16 protein-coding genes are annotated in these 17,095 nt (G+C 40.3%); 2 read left to right on the top strand and 14 right to left on the bottom strand.

Going from position 1 to position 17,095, the window contains the following annotated elements; all coding sequences use genetic code 11:
• The 11 genes from tadF to ViNHUV68_RS18395 all read right to left on the bottom strand — a co-directional run bounded on the left by tadF (position 1) and on the right by ViNHUV68_RS18395 (position 9,292).
• Positions 1-585 (bottom strand): tight adherence pilus pseudopilin TadF, encoded by a 585-nt coding sequence (gene tadF, locus ViNHUV68_RS18445; protein ID WP_391090567.1) that lies wholly within the window; start codon positions 583-585, stop codon positions 1-3.
• Positions 575-1,105 carry a TadE/TadG family type IV pilus assembly protein gene (locus tag ViNHUV68_RS18440; protein ID WP_391090565.1) on the bottom strand — a complete coding sequence of 177 codons (531 nt, stop codon included), beginning with the start codon at positions 1,103-1,105 and terminating at the stop codon, positions 575-577. The genes tadF and ViNHUV68_RS18440 overlap by 11 nt, the downstream gene beginning before the upstream one ends.
• The gene (locus ViNHUV68_RS18435; RefSeq protein WP_391090563.1) at positions 1,102-2,223 is read right to left on the bottom strand and encodes a tetratricopeptide repeat protein; all 1,122 of its coding nucleotides are present in this window, start codon (positions 2,221-2,223) and stop codon (positions 1,102-1,104) included. Before ViNHUV68_RS18435 ends, ViNHUV68_RS18440 begins: the two co-directional genes overlap by 4 nt.
• Complete coding sequence (locus tag ViNHUV68_RS18430; RefSeq protein WP_391090561.1) at positions 2,220-3,086, bottom strand: type II secretion system F family protein; 867 nt, start codon at positions 3,084-3,086, stop codon at positions 2,220-2,222. Before ViNHUV68_RS18430 ends, ViNHUV68_RS18435 begins: the two co-directional genes overlap by 4 nt.
• Entirely contained in the window at positions 3,086-4,000 is a 915-nt protein-coding gene (locus ViNHUV68_RS18425) for a type II secretion system F family protein (protein ID WP_391090559.1), read from the bottom strand. Before ViNHUV68_RS18425 ends, ViNHUV68_RS18430 begins: the two co-directional genes overlap by 1 nt.
• Complete coding sequence (locus ViNHUV68_RS18420) at positions 3,997-5,262, bottom strand: ATPase, T2SS/T4P/T4SS family (protein WP_391090557.1); 1,266 nt, start codon at positions 5,260-5,262, stop codon at positions 3,997-3,999. Before ViNHUV68_RS18420 ends, ViNHUV68_RS18425 begins: the two co-directional genes overlap by 4 nt.
• Positions 5,259-6,452, bottom strand: coding sequence for an AAA family ATPase (locus tag ViNHUV68_RS18415; RefSeq protein ID WP_391090555.1), 1,194 nt, complete (start codon positions 6,450-6,452; stop codon positions 5,259-5,261). The genes ViNHUV68_RS18420 and ViNHUV68_RS18415 overlap by 4 nt, the downstream gene beginning before the upstream one ends.
• 2 nt (positions 6,453-6,454) lie before the next feature.
• Positions 6,455-6,916 (bottom strand): ATPase, encoded by a 462-nt coding sequence (locus ViNHUV68_RS18410; protein ID WP_391090553.1) that lies wholly within the window; start codon positions 6,914-6,916, stop codon positions 6,455-6,457.
• The gene (locus ViNHUV68_RS18405) at positions 6,916-8,241 is read right to left on the bottom strand and encodes a pilus assembly protein N-terminal domain-containing protein (RefSeq protein ID WP_391090552.1); all 1,326 of its coding nucleotides are present in this window, start codon (positions 8,239-8,241) and stop codon (positions 6,916-6,918) included. Before ViNHUV68_RS18405 ends, ViNHUV68_RS18410 begins: the two co-directional genes overlap by 1 nt.
• 1 nt (position 8,242) lies before the next feature.
• Positions 8,243-9,019 carry a pilus assembly protein CpaB gene (locus ViNHUV68_RS18400; RefSeq protein WP_391090550.1) on the bottom strand — a complete coding sequence of 259 codons (777 nt, stop codon included), beginning with the start codon at positions 9,017-9,019 and terminating at the stop codon, positions 8,243-8,245.
• Between the two features lie 63 nt (positions 9,020-9,082).
• Positions 9,083-9,292, bottom strand: coding sequence for a Flp family type IVb pilin (locus ViNHUV68_RS18395; protein WP_391090548.1), 210 nt, complete (start codon positions 9,290-9,292; stop codon positions 9,083-9,085).
• 245 nt (positions 9,293-9,537) lie between these two features.
• Between ViNHUV68_RS18395 and ViNHUV68_RS18390 the strand changes: the two genes are divergently transcribed.
• A complete protein-coding gene (locus ViNHUV68_RS18390) occupies positions 9,538-9,948 on the top strand; it encodes a prepilin peptidase (RefSeq protein WP_391090546.1) in 411 nt (136 codons plus the stop codon).
• Here the strand turns inward: ViNHUV68_RS18390 and ViNHUV68_RS18385 are convergent.
• From ViNHUV68_RS18385 to ViNHUV68_RS18375, 3 genes are all read right to left on the bottom strand, one after another.
• Complete coding sequence (locus ViNHUV68_RS18385) at positions 9,945-10,850, bottom strand: LysR family transcriptional regulator (protein WP_391090544.1); 906 nt, start codon at positions 10,848-10,850, stop codon at positions 9,945-9,947. The two genes, ViNHUV68_RS18390 and ViNHUV68_RS18385, sit on opposite strands and share 4 nt — an antisense overlap.
• 554 nt (positions 10,851-11,404) lie before the next feature.
• Positions 11,405-14,419 carry a M6 family metalloprotease domain-containing protein gene (locus tag ViNHUV68_RS18380; protein WP_391090542.1) on the bottom strand — a complete coding sequence of 1,005 codons (3,015 nt, stop codon included), beginning with the start codon at positions 14,417-14,419 and terminating at the stop codon, positions 11,405-11,407.
• Positions 14,420-14,645: 226 nt separating this feature from the next.
• Positions 14,646-15,632, bottom strand: a complete 987-nt coding sequence (locus tag ViNHUV68_RS18375; protein ID WP_038176452.1) for a sugar-binding transcriptional regulator — start codon at positions 15,630-15,632, stop codon at positions 14,646-14,648.
• 448 nt (positions 15,633-16,080) lie between these two features.
• Here ViNHUV68_RS18375 and tal point away from each other — a divergent pair, with 448 nt between their 5' ends.
• Entirely contained in the window at positions 16,081-17,031 is a 951-nt protein-coding gene (tal, locus tag ViNHUV68_RS18370) for a transaldolase (RefSeq protein ID WP_038176450.1), read from the top strand.
• Positions 17,032-17,095 lie beyond the last annotated feature (64 nt).

The raw sequence follows: 17,095 nt of genomic DNA, 5'->3' as shown, positions 1-17,095 counted from the left end.
TTAAACCCTTGCAAAAGCATATGATGTACTGACAATGCGGAATACTTCTCCCGTTGTCGCACCGATGACATCAACAGGCGTTTCATAACACAAAGAGACCTGATATAACGGTAACCTACGGCCTCGTGAGGTAACTGGCAGCATCTCAAGCGTTTTTTCCTTGGTCATGTCCGTCACGTCAGGAAAGTTACAACCATGAATCGCACCTTTCGTCAGTGTGGTATGCACTCGTTTACAATCGATTTCTCCTCTACGACTCATCTGTTCATCGATACGAATCTCATCAATGCGCATACCGAATTTTGATTTATCGAAGGTCGGAATCATACGCTTTAGTGATGCTGTGGCTATTGAATAGGTCGCTTGTTCTGTTTCTCGACAATCACCTGCACAAATATCAAGATTGCTATTAAATAACTGTTTTCGCTCTGCTAAAATCGTAACTAACGAATAGGTTGCTCTATCAAGTTGACCTTTTTTATTTATCGCCAACATATGATTTATCACTAAGATAGACATTACAGATAGAAGCGTTAACACTAACGCTAACTCTACGGCGAAAGCGCCTGTTTGTTTAACTCGCACAGCCCGATCCTCTACCAATTTTGAAAGAGCAACGCTCATACTCTTGTATAGTGATTACTTCTCGTTTAATACGCATCTCAGGAAACCAAATTGAAACGATCGAATTGTAGGTATATTCCAGGTTGTAGACCGCTAACGCCATATCTTCAGGCTTTTCACCTCTATCAGGGCATTCCTCTGCAGTATCAAACTCATCTGTACACTTTAAAAAACCGCCAAAATCTCTAAAGTAATCGACATTAATGATCACACTGCCGGGTTTTACCCCCTTTCCCCAAAGTGACCCGCCAGCTTTAGCTAACTCATCCTTAATCATTTGACTATAATTTACAGTTTGATCGTTATTTGCCTCGCCCGCTTTTTTGGTTCTCATAACAGCTGTGGTGAGTGCGTGATCTGTCATGCTCATATTGAAAGTCAATAGGCAAATTTCTATCCAAGCAAAAACGATAGCGAGTAATATAGGTATTCCCATCGCCGCTTCTATTGTAAGAGAACCTTTTTGCTTAGTTATTCTCATAGTTTGACATACCTTTTCTTTGTGTAATCAACAACAAAGGCGCCTTTAATATCAATATTATCTAAAAATGACTTCGCTTCAGAAAGCTCTGAAAAATTCCCAATGCAATAACGTTTCCACAACCCATGGGTATAGGAATAAACTGGCCCATAATTCGTCTTTAGGTAGTTAAGAAAGTCAGATGGAATAACGGTGTAAGTGGCTAACACTTGTATACGGTATGTTGGCATAGCACCAGGCTTAAGTTTATTAAGATCCAACTGCGATCCATCGAGATGATTCTTAGCTTGTTGGTAGTCATTAGTTCCTACTAGCTGACTCACTGTCGCGGTTGGTGCAACAAAACTCGCGGTGCTTTTACTGATAGGCCTAAGTTGCAGTTCGGACTCAGTCACTTTGGCGCTCTCCCCTTTCGGTTTGGTTAATGAATTAAGCAAAGCCGCGAGCTGTTTTCTCGCCTGTTCGTCGCTATTACTATGCTTTAATACTTCCAGAGCAATATCTGGTCTAGATGAGTGGACAGAGGATAAAATCAGATTAGAGCGCACTTTAGGATCGCCTGGACTTGCTAAATATAAGTCATACAAAATGTCTGTCGCGCTTATATAGTCACCCTGCATCATATAAACTACTGCGATATTATTTCCTGCTTCTCTATCAGATGCGCCCTTTTTACGACTCTCTTCAAACTGTTCAATCGCTTGATCGAAACGCTTTTGCTGAGCAAGGATTTTGCCCGTTAGCAAGTGGAATTGAGACTCTTCACCACCTTCATCTATATATGTGTCGAGGTCAGCAAGGGCTAATGAGAAATTCTTTTTTTGATAATGTAAGCGAGCATTAGTCAAAATATATTCTGGCTCTTCAAGCTCATTTTCACTATAGGTATTGCGATACAACTCGGCTGATTTGATATCTTTTTGATCAAGATACAAATTCACCAACTTTGCTTTATAAGCTGGTTCAACTTTTAAGTTCGCCTTGTAAAACTCGGTAAGCTGTTCAGAGTTACCAGAACCAACCAGTAATTTTTCTTTCGTTTGCAGTCCATTATTTGTGGAACTACACCCTGCTAGAAATAATAAAAACAATACTGAAATCAAACATTTTTTTATCACATCAACATCCTCATAATCCCTGGAGCAGCGATTAAAATCACGATAGGGACCATAATGAAAGCGATCAGCGGTATAGACATCTTAGCGCCCATTTTTCCAATCCTCTCTTCCAAATCCATCATATTTAATTCGCGAATATCAGCAGCAAGGGTTGCCAAGACAGGACCTACTGACGAGCCAAATTGCAAACTTTGTACTAACGTCATTACAAAACTTTGTGCTTCGCTGCTCGGCACCAAGTCTCGAAATTCTTCTAATGCTTTTTCCAAACCAACTAACCTTGAGCGCTCGACAGTAATGCGAACTACATAAGCCAGATGTTTATCGACTGTCACGAGCTCTTTTGACAAATAATCTAAGCTCGATTCGACCGTCATACCGGTGTGTACACACACGTTCATCAAATCGAGTAAGAAAGGTAAGCGTGAACTAATATGTTTAATATTTGCTTTACCTCGGCTAGCAATAAAAGCATCAGGACCGATAACAAATGTGACCATTGCACCAAGTAGATATAACAACGCAAAGAATTCATCTCCATTACTATTAAAATAATCAAACGCTATCCACACAACACAAAATACAAATGGCACAACTTTTAATAAATAGTAAACATCAGCTAAAAACTCGTTATAAAATCCGGCGGCGACTAATTTCCTACGTGTCTCATCTTTATTAAAGCTAATTTGTGGTAATAGAGATTTAATCACATCATTACGTTGTTTCTCTTCGCGAGTAGAACCAATAATTTTCCTGGTCGCAATATTGGCGTGAGAGTTATCCCAAAAACGCAACAACAAAGAAGCAACTCCAATCGAAAGCATAAAAGCCACAAACCAAAGTGCTACACTGGTCACCGACATTATTTAACTCCTCGAAGAATAAGCCAGATACAAGCAAAACCAATACATTCACTGATTAATACATAATAAAGTATTGGTTTACCTCCCGGCTCAAACATCACGAAATGATAGTTCTCTGGACTGGTAAATTTGAGAATGATAATAAATATTACTGGTAGACAGGCGATAATCTTGGCAGAAGCACGAGCCTCTGAAGTTAGCGCGTTTTTCTTTTTCTCTATCGCTCGAGAGTCAAACATTAATCGGTTAATACGGTTAATCACCTCTTTCAATTGACCGCCTCGATTAAGGTTTATCCGAATAGTCGCTGCAAAGAAAAAGTACTCCAAATAGGGGAAAGTAACGCTGCTGCGCTGAAGCACATCATCAGGATCCTCTCCAATCAACAGGCGCTCGCCCATTAGCTTAAACTCTTTGCCAACCTCATTATCAAGTTGTTTACCAACGTACTCAAACGCATGAACAATACTTTGGCCAGAAGAAATCGCACCACTCAGAATGTTCAGAGCATCAGGAAAGTTAGTTTTAAATTTTGCAACCTGTCTCTGTTTCAATTTAATAAAAAACACAATAAAAAGGACAGGTTCCAAAATAACTAGGCAAAATAAGTAACTTTGATATAAAAAATTAGCATTGATAACATAGATCACGACCATTGAAATCGAGAAAAAGAGCACAAGCTTCAACGACATATTAGGTTGAAAAACTTTAATTATTTCTCTGTAATTTTGCCTTAACGCTGCTTTAAAGCTCTTTTCAAATTGTTGTGCGTCAATGACTGAACGTATACCCTTTACTCCCTCAAATTCTGCTTCCATATCAATGAGCTTGCTAAGTTGCTTATTTTGGCGCGATCGAACAAACAACCAATAGATGAGTAATCCCCCCCAAGATAGGAGTAATAGCAGTATCATGTGAATATCTCCTTTAAGGTGTTTTCAAGACCAAAAAATTTAGCTCGCTCATAAATAACTGAACGTGTCGATAAACCAGGGGTTCGAAACTGACCATCTACTTTGCCATCTTTGAACTCAGAATTAGCCTCGTAGCGAAAGATATCTTCCATAACTACGCTGTCGCCTTCCATGCCAATAATCTCGGAGATATACATAACTTTACGACTACCATCGTGCAGTCGCTTAACTTGAACAATAAGGTCAACGGCACTGACAATTGTTCGACGTATAGCCGCAATCGGTAAACTGGCTGTTGCCATCATCACCATACTTTCGGTACGCGCGATGGCATCTCTTGGCGTATTCGCGTGCAATGTAGACATTGATCCATCATGGCCAGTGTTCATCGCTTGCAGCATTTCGAAAGCTTCTCCACCACGACACTCACCAACAATGATACGATCTGGGCGCATACGCAGTGCGTTGATTACTAGCTCTCGGGCGGTAACCTCTCCCGTCCCTTCAACACTGGATTGGCGTGTTTCTAGGCGAACAATATGCGGTTTTTGTAGCTGCAATTCAGCCGCATCTTCTATGGTGACAATACGTTCTGTCTCACCGATAAAACCAGACAAAGCGTTAAGTAACGTCGTTTTGCCAGAACCCGTTCCGCCGGAAATCAAAATATTGCATTTACAGTGGCTAGCAATAGAGAGTAACTTGGCCATTTCAACCGACATCGCCCCAAACTCGACCAAGTTTTCCAACTTGATCTTATGTTCTTTGAATTTACGAATCGATATTGAAGTACCATCAATCGCCAGTGGAGGGATAACAATATTTACGCGGCTTCCATCAGCGAGTCGGGCATCACAGAGCGGTCTTGACTCATCAATACGTCGGCCCACATTAGACGCAATACGTTTAGCGATGGTATTGAGCTGTTTTTCATTAACAAACTGGATCGGTGATTTTTCAACTTTACCGTTAATCTCGATAAAAATATCCGACGGGCCGTTAATCATGATGTCAGAAATGTCGTCATTCTCGACTAGTTTTTGCAAAGGGCCTAAACCCTTCAGTTCATCAAGTAAGGCTTTAACCAGCTCGACTCGTTTTAATGAACTCACTTGAAGCTGTTTAGAATCAATCAATATATTAACTGACTCTTTGAGCTGCTCTTCCAGTTCCTGATTACTAATTTCGACCAATGTTGCCGCATCTAAGGCGTCAAAGATTTCATCACGAAGCTGGATGTATATGTCTTTTAATTGATTCATTTTCTAAACAGTGAAAATCGTGATTTAGATTTAAGCTTTTTGCCAGTGAGTAAGGTCACCATTTGTGCAATAGGCGCAGCAGACTTCGATTTGATAAACTCACTCATTCCGCGCTGGATAAGTACTTTCTCTAGAGCAGGTTCATAGTTAATATCAACACTATTTTTCACGCGAATACGTTCTTTAGCATTTGACAAAGTAACCATAAAGTCTTTCGCTGGACGATTAAGATTGAACACAATCTCGTGTTCAATCTTGCCCAATTTTTTCTGCAGTAGGTTATATGAGCGCAACGAAGAAACCGAAGGATCGCAGACTAAAAAAACACGATGATATTTCTCGCTTAGTTCTTGATCGTGTATCTCTTCGTAACAAGACAAAGGAGCGGAATCAATAATGAAGTTATATTGATCAATTAGTTGACTAGATAAGTTATGAAGTGTTGTGGCATGGTCAGCCAAGCAGGCGACGTTTCTTTCCAAAACGAGGTAATCCAGTTTCTCACTGACCTTATGGAGGTAAGTTTTGGCAATCGCGTCATCAATATCAATCTGATTTAAATCAATACTATTCTGTTTTGCTTTTAGACCTTTAACCCCTAAATAGATATCACTATTCATGGCGCCAGAGTCATGATCAACCAAAAGTGTTTTAAGGTTAACCTCACCCGAAAGAGCATGAGCTAGTAACGAACTAACGCTCGAGACGCCAACACCGCCTTTGGTGCCAAGTACTAGAATACGTTTCGCCACTCGAGTTCGTTTAGCGACCGATTGATGCTCATCCTTTGACTTTACTGCCGCAAGTAACCCGTCTAGATCCACATCCCAAAGCACATATGTTGCACCAAGGGAGTGGACTTGATTACGCAGTTTTATTGAGTCAACATCACAAACAACCAACAGCGAAATACTAACGTCTAAACGTGAGGCAATATCAGATACTTGTTCGACAATATTACTCGCATGGCGAAAGTCTAGAATGACGTGTTTGAGTTTTATGTCCGAGCGATTCCATGCACCATCATTATCAAAATCAGTGACTTCGATAGGTTTTGCGTAGCCTTCAATCGCATAGAGATCATTAATTGATTCAATCAAAGAAACATCATCAGAGACAATTAGATCAGTCGCTTCAATACTCGACTTTGATTTAGCAGTGGAATTTTTAAATAAGATATCGAGATCCATGGTTATCGCACTCTTTTAATCGGATTAACTAAACTCAAATTGCGGTTATGTTCCACACTGCAGCCAAAACGATAACTATCTCTATTTGCAAATGTCATGACACCACATTCACTACTTTTGATCCTGACGTATTGAGCGGTGATCACAACATTTTTAGTTTGTTTATCATGAGCTAACGAAACTTTATAGCTATCTTTAGCGATGCCTTCTGATTTAAACGTACCATGCAAATTCGCTACGAATTCGCTCGCACCGGTTTTATACTCAACCAAGAAATGGACCTTAGGTTCGCGTCGTTTAACATCGCGAATGAAACTCAAAGCTCTTTGCATTGATTCATTATCTTTTGTTAGATCAAACTCGAGACGCTCTTCCAATTGATCAATTACACTCGTATTGATAGGAGTGACTTGAGTACATGAGATGCAAGTAAACGTCATAATTGAAATAATTAACCATCGCATTAGTTAAACCCTCCTTGTTCAATGGTATTTTCTAAATCTGGTTGATTTAACTGTGAAAGATCGAGTTTCAATAAACGTTCAATATCACTGGTTCTTCTAAAGCTTGGCAGTTTCACCTGCTCTGAATCAACCGGGTCAACTAGGTTTACCGTTGCAACAATGATCAACTCAGTTTTAGAACGAGTCGTTGAACTATGACTAAACAGTGCACCTAAAATAGGAATATCACCAAGGATAGGAATTTTACTTATCGCTTCACGTTCTTCTGAAGTTAAAAGACCTGCTAAGACGAAACTTTGGCCATCTTTCAAGTGAACAGTCGTTTGTGCTTTTCGAGTTTTCAGCGTTGGAACAGAAATCAATCCCGTAGATGTTTTATTCGTCTCATCAATCGAGCTTACTTCTGGCATCAAAGTTAAACGAATATTTTCTGAATCCGTTACCTTAGCAATCATGGCTAGCTTAACACCATACTCTTTGTAACTAATGGTAATACCATCTTCATCGCGTACTGCAATGGGTATTTCTCCACCAGCATGGAAAGTCGCTTGCTCCCCAGAAATAACAGATAAGTTGGGTTCAGCTAAAACTTGACCTATATTGTCGTCACCACTAGCTGAAATGACTGATACGATATCTTGCGCGGTAAAATCTAAAATTTTATTAACAAAACGACCTGATTCTCCACTATCACTATAAGTCACACCAAGTTCAGTCAAGAATGAACTCGATACTTCTGCAACAGTCAATTTGACATTAATTTGTTCAGTAGTAAGTACTTTTAGGTTATTGATAACTTCATCATAGCTATATGCGGTTGTATAACCGAGTTCATCATACTCTTCGCCGTCAGCATCGCGAAGTTCATAAACAGTTCTACGTCTCTCTTTTTTAAGCATTTCTCCGACAAGGCGGTAGATTTTCTGCTTAACTTCTTCACTACCAACAATACCATCGAGCACAACTTGTTCACCGACATTAGAGACCACGATATTTTCATCAGGGAATCTTGCAATTATCGTTTGTTTTAATAATCTTAAGCTTTTATTAACTACTAACTCTGTATTGTAAATTTCATTACCACCTCGGTCATAAACAATGACAGACGTGCTACCTTGGCCAACGCCATACACAACCACCTTGTTGTCATCTATAATTTTGTAGTCAGCGATCTCTTGATTGGCAACAAACACCGTCGCAATTTGACGCTTTAGGTTTATCGTTTTTGCTGCGCCTTGATCTAAACTCATTAATTGAGAGGCGAATAAAGGGCAAGAAAGAACGACAGATAAAAGAGCTGCCGATTTATTTATATTTGATAACATTTTACTCTTTACCTCTTAACTCTCTCACACCAAATTGGGTTTCTAAGAGGTCACTACTGCGAAGTGATAAATAGCGATTTTCTATTTCTGCAGGAACGATATTTACATCACCTACTTTTTGCGCCATTTCTAACTTCAAAACATCGCGCATCCGAAGCGCTATAACTAAGCTATATTGCTTATCCTCTGCATCTTGCGCTTCTTGGTCTTCATCAGCCTTAATTACCTGAACAACTCTAGCACCACTGATTATGACTCGACTGACAAGACCGCCAACATCTCCATAACCAGATTCTAATAAATTAGTTTCTGATGACGTAGTTGAAACAAAACTTACTTTATCGCCAGGAAACAGCGACAAGGTTTGTACAATCCCTAAGCCAGTAACATGATAAAAATAAGGTAACTCACCATCATTTAGAGACAGAAACATATAATCTCTATCTCCAGGATTAGATATTTCATCTTGAGAAACATAATCCCCTTTCTTTAAATAATTCCTGAACAAAGCACCTTGTTGAAGGTTGATTTTATTTTTTTCTGTATAATTTTCATCTTCAATTTCTGATATTAAAAAGCTCTTTGATTTATACATATCAGAAGTAGCAATCTGACCTTTCTTGATATCACCATTAGCTACAAGAACAGTAACTCTTGGCTCTGGTTTAGTCGTATTTTCTTGTTGTTCATTTTCCGATGATAGATATTTATTATTAACAAAAACAAACGTAGAGAAAATGGCTAGAGCAACAAGGGCAAGAATGATTGTTCTATTCATATTAGACCTAAGTAGTAACAAAATAGGGGCAAAAGCCCCTAGTAATGATCTTTGTTGTTAGTATTAATCAACACGTGCGCCAGTTAAGTCAGCTGTTACATCAGCTAAAGCTCCTGAAATGGCAGCTTTAAGCGCGTCATTTTGGAATGCCGCCAGGACAACACCAGACATCACAACAGCAATGATCGCATATTCGACCGCCGTTACACCGCGAATATCATCTGAAAATTTCATTTTAAGCTCAGCAAGCTTAGCTAAAGTTTTGTAGTACATAATGTTCCTATAGAGTATTTGGCCAAAGCCGAATGAATGTTTCAACTGCTATTTAACCAACCAAAACTTAAATACTCCAATTAAGAGTTTTTATATGCGCATAATGTTTTTTTATCTATCTACATAAAGAATAATTATATAGTCATTAAATTTTTATTATTGCTATATGAGGCACTATTAAATATCTTTAAACGATGAACATAAATTTAATAATCCCTATCTCATTGCTAGTGGTTAACGCCTACTTGGCGATTAAAGCCAGCATCAGTGATTACCAATCTCGCACAATATCCAATCAGATTTGCAAAGTGCTTTTTATCGCTAACCTGCTTGGCGCAATGTACTTCGGTTATTGTCTTGGCTCACTATTTAGCACTGGTATTTGCTTTGCTGTATTAATTGGTTTGTGGCTTTTAAATGTGATTGGCGCAGGAGATATAAAGCTGTTGTGCGCCTTTGCTGTCGGGATTGAACCGAGCCTACTCACGTTATATTTGGTTTCAATTGGCCTACTGGGAGGTGGACAGGTAGTAATAATGGGATTGGGCAGTTTGTTAAACGGGAAAAATCGTTTCAAAATGGGCATCCCTTACGGCATACCCATTTCGATAAGTGGCATTGTGTTTGTATCTCTTTCTTTTTTAAGCGCTTACTAAGCGTTAATAGATATTGCCACTGAAGATCTTGAGTGGTCAACTCGTGAACTTTGGCGCAGTTCGAACATATCTTGAATCTTACTTTTTACGCCTAACTCTTCTAACTCCTGAGATACCTCATCGCTGCACCACACATACATATTGGCCTTTTGATCGACAAATCGTTTGCGGCAGTCTAAGTTTCTCAGTGACCATTCTGGGAATATCAGCAAAGTCCCATTAGTTTCTAGCTCGTGCTTAATAAGACGCGACGAGTTTGTCGACACCCAACTGGTCACCATCGTGCTATCAATACCATATTGCTTTAATAGATCTTGGACATAGCCACGGTTGAGCGTGTGACAATAGACTACGCGCTGCGGATAACACTCATTGGGATCCATCATATGGGAATGCGCAATCGCATAGTTGACCGTATTGAGCTGATATGATCGCCCGTTTATGTCAGAGGCGACCCTGTCGATCGAAAAAATGAGATCATAGTTATTAACGTCTAAATTCTTACAACTGGCGAAACTGGTAATGGATAAATCTGTGTTGTGCAGTGCTCGAAATTCGTTAATTATCTTGTCGACGGTTTCAGGACAAAATGATTCTGCAATAGCTATCTTGAATTGCCCGCGCAGTTCTACGTTTTCTAAGTCCTCAAACAATTGTTCATACATAGACATGGTTTGATCCGCATATTCGAGCAAAACTTGACCATGTTTAGTTAATACAAACCCCTCTTTTCTATCGAAAATACTTGCCCCTATCGTATTTTCAATCTTTTTTATGTGTTGGGAAACCGCTGGCTGTGTCATAAATAGAGACTCAGCAGCTGCAGTAAAACTTTTGTGTTTAGCAACCTGCGAAAATGTTCTTAGGTACTTAACGTCGATACATCTATTGACGGTCTTCATAGTCGAAACTACCTCGATGTTGCACTCTTTTTGTTTATTTTTTTTTTGTTATTTAAAAAATCAGCGTCAAAGTAACAATTGTGTCATATAGATACAAAAAATCATTATTTATAAGGGTATAAAAATGACTTATACAACGTAACACTTATGTTAATATTTTTATTAATACAGAAACGTAACATAACCAATTACAACTCTAACAATAGGACATGCGGTTAATATCTAAAGTTATAGCTCTAGACCTTATGAACTTTAGGATGAAAGCTATTGATAATTTTAACTTTATCAAGGCAAGTTCTGTCCGCTCATATATCAATTAAGTAAATAGTAAATTAATGTAGACAGAATTAAGGGTAAATAAACGCAAACAAACATTGTCTCTGTTCACAAATTGACCATTATACTCAATGTAACAAAACTCAATTATGTGAGCTAGTTAACACCTGGTATTGAGCTTATGGCGACAAGATCGTAAAAACTTGTCGTGAAGAATGGGGAGTTTCTTAAAAAGTGAGTAATCGCCAGTCACTCACTTCATTTAAGGTTGTAAAGATTTATTTACGGAGCCTTAAGGTCGCAAGTAATAAACACAATATGACGAGTGAACTGCTTCCGCCTGAATCACCTTGCTTATTTTCAGGCTGAGACCCACTATTTGTATTTTGGTTAGCCACAACTTCAATTTCATAACTTCCCATAACTTCATTGCCATCACTCAAAGTTGCTCGAAAGTTGACCTCATCATAAAGGCCCAATGTACGAGATGCTGGCGCTTGGTATATGATTTTATTTCCAGCAACATACGCAGAACCATGAGTGGGAGGCCCCATTAACTCAAGACGCGCAACACGACCATCGGTAACAGGAGACAATTCAATACGTTGTTCGTATAGTGTGGTGACTTTCTCATAGATCGGAGTCATAACACTGTCCTGAACCGTAAATTGATAGTCACGTTTTGTCACTCCACCATGCTCGTCGGACACAAAGGCTCTAAAGATAAAGCGTGAGCCATTAGCGACATTACTAGGAGTTGTAAATATTAACTTTGATGTGTTAGCGCCCGACAACGATAATTTTTCGCCATAGATTTGGCTCCAGAACACATTATGCTTGGAAGAGTCGACATCCAACAGATCGCGAATCGATAGGATGACACTATCACCAGCATTTATCTGGTTATGATTGCTGATAATCCTAAAACTTGGCGCATCATTAACGGGCTGTATATCAATAATGACTTTAGCGTAATTGGTTACCTCGCCTCGACTGTTTACAAGCCGGTAGGTGAATTCATCTTGGCCATGATAGTCACGTTTAGGATAGTAAATATTGCCTATTACTTGGCCAAAATTTGGCTGTGCCTTAATATCAACTGAATATTGCTCTCCATCCAATAAACCTAAATCATTGTTTTTAAGTCTCAGTGTGAGTGGTGAATCTTCTTCGATTTGATAATAATCATCTACCGCAGTTTGCCCTGCACTTTCGTGCTCTTCAAATAAGGCAGCAAAAGGGAAATTGCGGCTGAAGCCGTCTTGCATTCCATTGATCGTATAATCGGCAAGTGAACCGTAATATTGCGGCTTACGTTGACCATCTCCAAGGTAAGCGTCTAAAAATTGCGTCGAATACTCAGCAATACCATTTTCTATCTCTAACACTAAAAGATGAGTTCCCAACCCCAAACTTATCGGTGAATCGAGTATCACTTGTCCTCCATTATCAGGCGCTACCCCCCGTGCAAGAACTTCAACATGATCTTTCTCTACCGTTGCTCGGCCAAACCGCACTCGATATGGATACTTTAATAATCGATAAAACATCGGTAACGCGACAGTATTTGGTTTAGCATAAAACTGTATACCAATCAGTTCCTTTCTCTCATTGGCAATATTAACCTCGAATCCTAGCACATCAGTATTTGCACGATAAGTTGGATAGGTACGCCCAAATGAAGTTACCCAAGCGGATTTAGTACCACTTTCTGGTATCGTCAGTTGAAAGTATGCACTATCGGTATTGCTAACAATATTGTTGAGTTCAATTTGAGTATTTCTACCAGCAGTGACACTAATCAGCGAAGGTGAAGAGGTGTCTGAAATTAGGGTTACATTTTCTCGCCCTGGAAAGACATCACCTGAATCGCCCGATGAGCGGCCACTTTCCAATAGACCATCACCATCCGCTTGTAATACTTGAACTTGCATTGGTCCGTCGTTATTAAAGTGATTATCGATATTGACAGCGGTAACCAATAAGCCTTCTCCTTTTAATGCTTGGTCGTAACCATTTTTACGGCGGTTTTCTAGGTAGAGTCTTGGACCAAACTGTTTAAGGTAAGGATCTAAGTAGACAACACTCTCACCGTTATCTGTATCAACTTGAACCTGGCCACTTTGCGTCAAGGCGTTGGGTTTAATAAATCCTGCGGCTTCTCGACTCCAAGACAACATATTAACGGGCGTTTGACCCGAGTAAAGATCGCCCGGTTTACGTCCCCAACTACCTCCCCCCATAAGTCCCCAATGACCTATAGAGCCATCATGTTTGTAGGAATAGAGATCAGGAAGGCCGAGCATTAAGTGGCCTAACTCATGTGCAATCACTCCCATCGTTGATTGATGATCATGTTGATAATCGGCAAATAAACAGTATGAACTAATACGTTTACTATCAATCGTGACGGTGGAGTGGGCGTACTTATGGGGCCATATCGTTGGTGTCTTGCTGGTTCCACTCGACTTATCATTGCCAGCAAACACAAACATAACGGAGAGTTCTCTGGGCTCAATGCTACCATTGCTATTGTTATCGTACTGCGCCATGTTAAAGTCTTTGTCTAACGCTTCATACGCTTTAGTAAAGACGTTGTTAAGCTTTGCCTGACAACTACTGTCCGTTTTTGAATGACAGTTTGGGTGAGCAATATTGAGAACGACATCAATGATGCCATCATCGTTGGTGCCCTGAGTCTCCTTTGCCGGAACAACTTTATATTTGCCATAACTGTTTTTCAAAAAGTAGTCTTGTACACTTTGTTGATTCTGACCGAAGATAGTCGTTGAAAAATCATTCTCAATGTCTTCATCGGTAAAGCTGACTTGAACAACAAGCAACGGTTGCTCAATAACGTCATTGGCTCCATTTGCCATGCGTGACAAGCTTCTAGTGTCAACACGTGATTTTTGCAGCAGGTTGTGATTCGCACGTGGCTTAAACACTTGCTCGACAGAATGAACAGGTTTGATTTTTACCTTAGCGATGTTTGACTGTGGCGGGGGAATAGCATGGTTGGTTGCTAATACTCCTGTAGATGTGATGATTGCATTGTTACTCTCGAACTGATACTCAGCGAAATACCACAACTTATCATCGCCTTGAACATAGAGTGTTCCCTGTGCATCTTGATACCAAAATAGCTCTTCCGAGCCCATCAGACGTAGTTCCTTAACGCTTCCGTCTGATAAAGCCATGGTATGCCAAGTCGGGGCTGGTGGGGTGCTAGAGTGAACAGATATTGACGTAAGGGTAGCTGCAATAGCTAGATAGAATTTTCTCATCCTCATTATTCATTTCCATTGTGCAGATGTAATAAGCATTACTTACAAATCTGCTGGTTACAGATGAGAGGACTCTATCAATTGAGTTGTATGTCAACCAATTAAGTTTTGTTCTGTCGACATAAGTTATCTTTATATAATCAATTAGTTATAATAGATATGCATAGTGAGATAAGAGTTCATTATCACTATGCGTATTACTGGTTATTTTGTTAAAACGAATGACTTAACCTTATTTAACATCCAATTGCTCATCTAGGTTCAACACCGTTAATGCATTACTGACACTGGTCGCAATGACATCAATTACCCCCGTTCTCAGTGCACCAAGCAGCGCCAATGGCTTGCTGTTTTCTGCTGCAATCGCAATGACTTGCGAAATAGGTCTGAACTCTTCTAGCCCCAATCCAATGACTCTGTCACTCATCACTGTCACCGCAGACTTACCGTGAATATCAAAAAAGTCGTAACCAGCAAAATCACCGACCACACCTTGTTGCATTCGAGACTGAACAACTTCTTCAGCAGTAAACCAACCGAGATCAACCATATAACTGTTTTCACTCATGTCACCAATACCGACTAAGGCAACATCGGCTTTACGAGCGAGATCTAACGTCTGTTTAACGGTCGCATTTTGCATAAAGGCGAGCTTTTGCTCACGGTTCTCGGCATACGCAGGTGCATAGAGGGTCTCTGAACTACCACCGTAGCTTTTTGCGAACTGGCGGCAAATATGATCAGCATTAAACATGCCTCCTCTGGGATGGATACCACCGATGCCACAAACAAATTTGACGTCTCGTTGAGGGATAACGCCGGTATGATGTGCAACTGCGGAGACGTTCCTCCCTTGGCCAACCGTCACTACGCTGCCATTTTGCAATGTACTTGCCATATATTTAGAGACCAAACCTGCGACCTGGAGACGCTGCTGCTCTTCACTTGGCTGATCAAGTGCTACTAGCGCGCGCTTCACTCCAAATCGTTCAACAAGCCTCTGTTCTATCTTGGCACTGAATACGGGATGATATTTTACTGTTATCTCCACAATCCCTTCATCACGAGCCTGCTTAAGCATTCTTCCGACTTTGGCACGAGATACAGCGAACTTTCTTGAAATCTCTTCTTGCGTTGCGCCATCTTGATAGTAGGCGACCGCAATTTCCGTCAATAGGTCAGCGTTGTCATCAGAAATTTCGTTTTGAGTTTTGTTCATACTGTTATCGTCTCAGCTAAATTTACGCACGTTACATATGCTCATCAACGTAGCATATGTCATCACCTGTTTGATTGCCAACATTTGCTCATCTTCGATACATTTTCTCAGCCAAGCTTTTGCAATTAACTATCGAGGGCTAAGCCTTGCTATCACTTGGCAAACGTTTAGTTCAGTATGTTAGCGTCGACGAACAAAAAAATAGTTGATGAACATCACTATAACCTTATTTCTACGATTGACTTTTTGCGTCAGTAAGATAATTATGGAGCCATCATTTACTCAACGTAAGAGCAAATGTTCACAACAAATGCTCACACGCTGAAGAATTCCGGTCAGTTGACCGTCTGAGCTTAATACTTGTACAAGACGATTAACTACCTCGCTTGCAAATGCACTATGCACTTCTACAGTTTTCACGTGCAGCCCATTAAATAGGATGATCGAAATGAGCAACAAATTAGAGCAACTTCGTAAACTAACGACCGTAGTCGCAGATACTGGTGAAATTGAAGCTATCAAGAAGTACCAACCAGAAGACGCAACCACTAACCCATCTCTGATTCTAAAAGCGGCTCAAATTGCAGAGTACGCACCGCTTATCGACGCCTCTATCGCATACGCAAAATCTCAAAGCAGTGACAAAGCACAACAAGTTCAAGACACTTGTGACATGCTAGCGGTTAACATCGGTAAAGAAATCCTAAAAACCATTCCAGGCCGCATCTCAACTGAAGTTGATGCACGTCTTTCTTACGACACCGAAGGTAGCGTTGCAAAAGCTCGTCAATTAGTAAAAATGTACAACGACGCTGGTATCACCAATGACCGTATTCTGATCAAACTTGCGTCAACTTGGGAAGGTATCCGCGCGGCTGAAATCCTAGAAAAAGAAGGCATCAACTGTAACCTGACACTGCTATTCTCATTCGCTCAGGCGCGTGCATGTGCTGAAGCTGGCGTATTCCTTATCTCTCCTTTTGTCGGTCGTATCATGGACTGGTACAAAGCGAAAGAAGGCCGTGATTTCGAAGCTCAAGAAGATCCTGGTGTTATCTCTGTTGCAAACATCTACAACTACTACAAAGAGCACGGTTACAAGACCGTTGTTATGGGCGCAAGCTTCCGTAACATCGGCGAGATCCTAGAACTTGCTGGCTGTGACCGTTTAACTATCGCGCCTCAACTTCTTGCAGAACTAGAAGCAACAGAAGGCGAAGTGGTAGAGAAGCTAATTGACTCTAACGGTACTAAAGAGCGCCCTGCAGCAATGACTCACGCCGAATTCTTGTGGGATCACAACCAAGACCCTATGGCTGTAGAAAAGCTAGCTGAAGGCATCCGTAACTTCGCTGTTGACCAAGGCAAACTAGAAGAGATGATCGCAGCTAAGCTGTAATCACTACCCAATAATTAAAGAGGAACGAATTTCGTTCCTCTCTTACATCTACTACTAACGAATT

Source organism: Vibrio sp. NH-UV-68 (genome assembly GCF_042940635.1).
Lineage (GTDB): Bacteria > Pseudomonadota > Gammaproteobacteria > Enterobacterales > Vibrionaceae > Vibrio > Vibrio pacinii.
The sequence above is the reverse complement of the archived record's forward strand: the minus strand, read 5'-3'. Positions and strand labels throughout refer to the sequence as shown.

Coding starts and splice junctions, on each gene's coding strand:
- ViNHUV68_RS18440 (WP_391090565.1), bottom strand. CDS start 1,105: ATGAGAATAACTAAGCAAAAAGGTTCTCTTACAATAGAAGCGGCGATG.
- ViNHUV68_RS18430 (WP_391090561.1), bottom strand. CDS start 3,086: ATGTCGGTGACCAGTGTAGCACTTTGGTTTGTGGCTTTTATGCTTTCG.
- ViNHUV68_RS18425 (WP_391090559.1), bottom strand. CDS start 4,000: ATGATACTGCTATTACTCCTATCTTGGGGGGGATTACTCATCTATTGG.
- ViNHUV68_RS18420 (WP_391090557.1), bottom strand. CDS start 5,262: ATGAATCAATTAAAAGACATATACATCCAGCTTCGTGATGAAATCTTT.
- ViNHUV68_RS18415 (WP_391090555.1), bottom strand. CDS start 6,452: ATGGATCTCGATATCTTATTTAAAAATTCCACTGCTAAATCAAAGTCG.
- ViNHUV68_RS18410 (WP_391090553.1), bottom strand. CDS start 6,916: ATGCGATGGTTAATTATTTCAATTATGACGTTTACTTGCATCTCATGT.
- ViNHUV68_RS18405 (WP_391090552.1), bottom strand. CDS start 8,241: ATGTTATCAAATATAAATAAATCGGCAGCTCTTTTATCTGTCGTTCTT.
- ViNHUV68_RS18400 (WP_391090550.1), bottom strand. CDS start 9,019: ATGAATAGAACAATCATTCTTGCCCTTGTTGCTCTAGCCATTTTCTCT.
- ViNHUV68_RS18395 (WP_391090548.1), bottom strand. CDS start 9,292: ATGTACTACAAAACTTTAGCTAAGCTTGCTGAGCTTAAAATGAAATTT.
- ViNHUV68_RS18385 (WP_391090544.1), bottom strand. CDS start 10,850: ATGAAGACCGTCAATAGATGTATCGACGTTAAGTACCTAAGAACATTT.
- ViNHUV68_RS18380 (WP_391090542.1), bottom strand. CDS start 14,419: ATGAGGATGAGAAAATTCTATCTAGCTATTGCAGCTACCCTTACGTCA.
- ViNHUV68_RS18375 (WP_038176452.1), bottom strand. CDS start 15,632: ATGAACAAAACTCAAAACGAAATTTCTGATGACAACGCTGACCTATTG.
- tal (WP_038176450.1), top strand. CDS start 16,081: ATGAGCAACAAATTAGAGCAACTTCGTAAACTAACGACCGTAGTCGCA.